Origin of the sequence: Streptomyces phytophilus, assembly GCF_013870535.1 — a bacterium.
GTDB lineage: Bacteria > Actinomycetota > Actinomycetes > Streptomycetales > Streptomycetaceae > Streptomyces > Streptomyces phytophilus.
Genome location: NZ_JACBXC010000500.1, coordinates 1 through 4,163, shown reverse-complemented (window position 1 = coordinate 4,163; position 4,163 = coordinate 1). Strand labels below are relative to the sequence as shown.

The window sequence follows — 4,163 nt, the reverse complement described above, 5'->3', positions numbered from 1 at the left end:
CGAGCCTGCCGTCCTCCAGCGCCGGCAGGCTCGGCGGCTGCCACTCCGGCCGCGACGTCCTCGGCGAGCTGACCGCCGCGGGCTTCACGCTCGGCGCGTACCGGCGGCTGCGGGTGCCGGAGAAGGGGCCGCCGACCCCGGCCTCGTACCACGTCCTGGGCACTGCGCTGCGAGGCTGACGGCCACTGCGCCGTCCACAGGAGAAGGCCGTCCTCCCGCGGGAGTAGGGGGTTGTCCACAGGTGCCACCCGGGAGGGATGCGCGCGATTCCGCGGCCGCCTAGTCTCGCTGGCAGACGGCGTGACCCGATCGGTCGCGCGGCCTTGCAGCAGGTCCCCGCCGGGCGCGTACGGCGTGCGGCGGACAGACAGGAACGCGCACCCGGCGCCCGGCTCACAGCCCGATGGGGGAACGGCATTGTCCACACCGGCGGCACTCGACAGACGCGAAGCGGGACCGCCCGCCGGGGTCGCGGCCCGGGCCGGCGGGCTGACGAAGAGGTACGGCAGCGGCGAGACGGCGGTCGTGGCGCTGGACGAGGTGGACGTGGAGATCGGCCGCGCCCGCTTCACGGCGGTCATGGGCCCGTCCGGCTCCGGCAAGTCCACGCTGATGCATTGCCTCGCGGGGCTCGACACGGTGACCTCCGGGCGGGTCTGGCTGGGCGACACGGAGATCACGGGCCTGGGCGAGCGGGAGCTGACGCGGCTGCGCCGCGACCGGATCGGCTTCATGTTCCAGTCGTTCAACCTGCTGCCCACGCTGAACGCGCTGGAGAACATCACGCTGCCGATGGACATCGCGGGCCGCAAGCCCGACCCCGAGTGGCTGGACCGGGTGATCGGCACGCTCCGCCTGCGCGACCGGCTCGACCACCGGCCCTCGCAGCTCTCCGGCGGCCAGCAGCAGCGGGTGGCGTGCGCGCGGGCGCTGGCCTCCCGGCCCGAGCTGATCTTCGCCGACGAGCCGACGGGCAACCTCGACTCGCGCTCCGGTCTCGAAGTGCTGGGCTTCCTGCGGGAGGCGGTCGACCAGCTGGCGCAGACGGTCGTGATGGTGACCCACGACCCGGGCGCCGCCGCCCACTCCGACCTGGTGCTCTTCCTGGCCGACGGGCGGATCGTGGACGAGATGCCGCGGCCGACGGCCGACGCGGTGCTGGAGCGCATGAAGCGCTTCGACGGCATCAGGAAGAGCTGAGGGCGGCGTGCTCAAGGCGACTCTGCGCAGCTTCTTCGCGCACAAGGGGCGGATGCTGCTCTCGGCGCTGGCAGTGGTGCTGTCGGTGGCGTTCGTCTCCGGCAGCCTCATCTTCTCCGACACCGTCAGCCGCACGTTCGACCGGCTCTTCGCCTCCACGGCCGCCGACGTCGCGGTCTCCCCGAAGGAGGCGTTCGAGCAGAGCCGCGGGTTCGCCTCCGGGCTGGTGCCGACGCTGCCCGCGTCGGTGGCGCAGGACGTGGCGAAGGTGCCGGGGGTGCAGGACGTCCACCTCGACGTCGAGGTGGACAACCTCACCGTCACCGACGCGGAGAACGAGCCGCTCGGCCGGACCACCGGCCCTCCGACGATCGCCACCAACTGGTACGTGAGCGACCGCAGCCCGGTGGAGCTGTCGGACGGCCGCGAACCGTCCGGCGCCGGCGAGGCCCTGCTCGACAAGGACACCGCCGACCGCAAGAACATCGGGATCGGGGACACGCTCAACGTCATCGCGCAGCCCGGCACGTTCGAGGCCGAGGTCGTCGGCATCGCGAAGTTCACGACCACGAACCCGGGCGCGACCGTGGTCTACCTGGAGACGGCGGCGGCGCAGCGCCAGCTGCTGGAGAAGCCGGAGCCCGCGGATCGGGAGGCGGCGGCCCCGGGGTCCGGGGACACGGCGGCCGGGGACACGGCGCCGGCCACGTCGGTGTCCGTGGACGCGGCGCCCGGCGTGACGGACGCCGAGCTGAAGAAGCGCGTCAAGGAGGCGCTCGGCGGGAAGTACGCCGTGCAGACCGCCGACGAGCAGGCGAAGTCGGCGGCGGAGGAGCTGGGCACGTTCCTCGACATCATCAAGTACGTGATGCTCGGCTTCGCCGGGATCGCCGTGCTGGTCGGCATCTTCCTCATCGTCAACACGTTCTCGATGCTCATCGCGCAGCGCACCCGCGAGCTGGGGCTGATGCGCGCGCTGGGCGCGGACCGGCGGCAGGTCCGCCGCTCGGTGCTCACCGAGGCGCTGCTGCTCGGTCTGGCGGGCTCCACGCTCGGCCTGCTCAGCGGCATCGGGCTGGCCGTGGGGCTCATCGAGACGATGGGCCTGCTGGGGATGAACCTGGACGCGGCCGAGATGGTCGTGAGCTGGGTGACGCCGGTCTTCGCGTACGCGGTGGGCGTGGGCGTCACGTTCGTCGCGGCGTATCTGCCGGCCCGGCGCGCGGCGCGGGTCTCCCCCATGGCGGCGCTCGCCGACCTGGAGATCGCGGAGGTCGGCAGGCCGATGCGGGTGCGGGCGGTGCTCGGCTCGGTCCTCGGCGTGATCGGGGCGGCGTCATTCGTCCTGTGCGCCACGGCGGACCGGACCCGGGACTCCGCCGTGTACCTGGTGGGCGGCGTGGTGCTGACGATGCTCGCCGTGGTGGCGGCCGGCCCGCTGCTGGTACGGCCGGTGATCCGGGTGCTCGGCGGCTGGTTCCCCCGCATCTTCGGCTCGGTCGGCGCCCTCAGCCAGCGCAACGCGCTGCGCAACCCGCGGCGCACCGGCGCCACGGCCGTGGCGCTGATGGTGGGCCTGGCCCTGGTCGGCGGCATGTCGGTGGCCGCCGCGTCCATGACGAAGTCCTTCGACGAGGAGATCGACCGGACGCTGGGCGCCGACTTCCTCGTGCAGAGCGACAGCTTCGGCCCGTTCCCCCGCGAGGTCACCGAGCGGGTCAAGGACGCGGACGGCGTGGGCCTCGTCGTCCGCCAGCGGTTCGCGCCGCTGCGGGTCACGCTGCCCGACGGCGAGAAGACCAGCACCAGCGCGGGCGCCTTCGACAAGGAGCTGGACAAGGTCAGCCGCCTGGAGTACGCGGAGGGGAACACCGGGGCCGCGCTCGCACCCGGGCACGTGGGCCTGCAGCGGCAGTTCGCCCGCGACCACGGCATACGTGTCGGCAGCACGCTTCAGGTGCAGTTCCCCAACGGCGAGGAGGCGGAGCTGACCGTCGGGGCGCTCACCAAGCAGGAGACCAGCGGCGGGTTCGGCGCGGCGGGCGGCTTCTTCCTGGGCATGGAGACCCTGGAGAAGTACCTGCCCGGCGGCCAGGAGGCGGTCGTCTTCGTCAACGCCGCGAGCGGCACCGACGTCGATCGGCTGCGCGCGTCGCTGGAGAGCGGTCTTGCGGACTTCCCGCAGGTCAAGGTGCGCGACCAGGCCGATTTCAAGGAGCTGATCCGGGAGCAGATCGTCGTGCTGCTCTATCTGGTCTTCGCACTGCTGGGGCTGGCGATCGTCATCGCGGTGCTGGGTGTGGTGAACACGCTGGCGCTGTCGGTGGTGGAGCGGACCCGGGAGATCGGCATGCTGCGGGCCATCGGCCTGTCCAGACGCCAGACGCGGCGGATGATCCGGCTGGAGTCCGTCGTGATCGCCGTGTTCGGCGCGCTGCTCGGCCTGGTGCTGGGCCTGGCGTGGGGCGCGGGGGTGCACGAGGTGCTGGCGCTGGAGGGCATGCGCGCCTTCGCGATCGACTGGACGGTGCAGCTCGCGGTGGTGATCGGGTCGGTGCTGGTCGGCCTGCTCGCCGCCCTGCTGCCGGCGCTGCGGGCATCCCGGCTCAACGTCCTGGCGGCCATCGCGCACGAGTGACCGCGGCCCCGGGGCACGCCCGTACGGGCCGGGCGGGCGCCCTCCCGTGAGCGGCCCCGGGGCGGACGGGCACGGAGGGCCGGGAGGAATGCGCGCGAGCGGCCGGGGACGGACCGGGCGGCCGGGCAGCCGTCGCCACGGCTTAGGCCGAATCAGGTCGACGCGGGCGGGGACTCGGTGATGGGATGCCGGGCATGGACGATCTCCACATCCGGGCCGCGGAGCCCGCGGACGTACCGGCGGTGCTCGCGTTCTGGCGGACCGCGGCGGAGGGCACGTCCGTCAGCGACGACGAGGCGGGTGTGCTCGGGCTGCTGGAGCGCGA

Annotated in this window: 2 protein-coding genes and 1 pseudogene; all 3 read left to right on the top strand. The window is 73.2% G+C overall.

The genetic code is table 11. The features are described from left to right. The first annotated feature begins 417 nt into the window (after positions 1 to 417). Positions 418 to 1,200, top strand: a complete 783-nt coding sequence (locus H5J30_RS20055; protein ID WP_181788790.1) for an ABC transporter ATP-binding protein — start codon at positions 418 to 420, stop codon at positions 1,198 to 1,200. A 7-nt stretch (positions 1,201 to 1,207) separates the two neighbouring features. Beyond that, positions 1,208 to 3,838, top strand: coding sequence for an ABC transporter permease (locus H5J30_RS20050; RefSeq protein ID WP_181788789.1), 2,631 nt, complete (start codon positions 1,208 to 1,210; stop codon positions 3,836 to 3,838). Between the two features lie 185 nt (positions 3,839 to 4,023). Further along, positions 4,024 to 4,163 (top strand): annotated as a pseudogene (locus H5J30_RS36850) (GNAT family N-acetyltransferase); the annotation flags it as partial.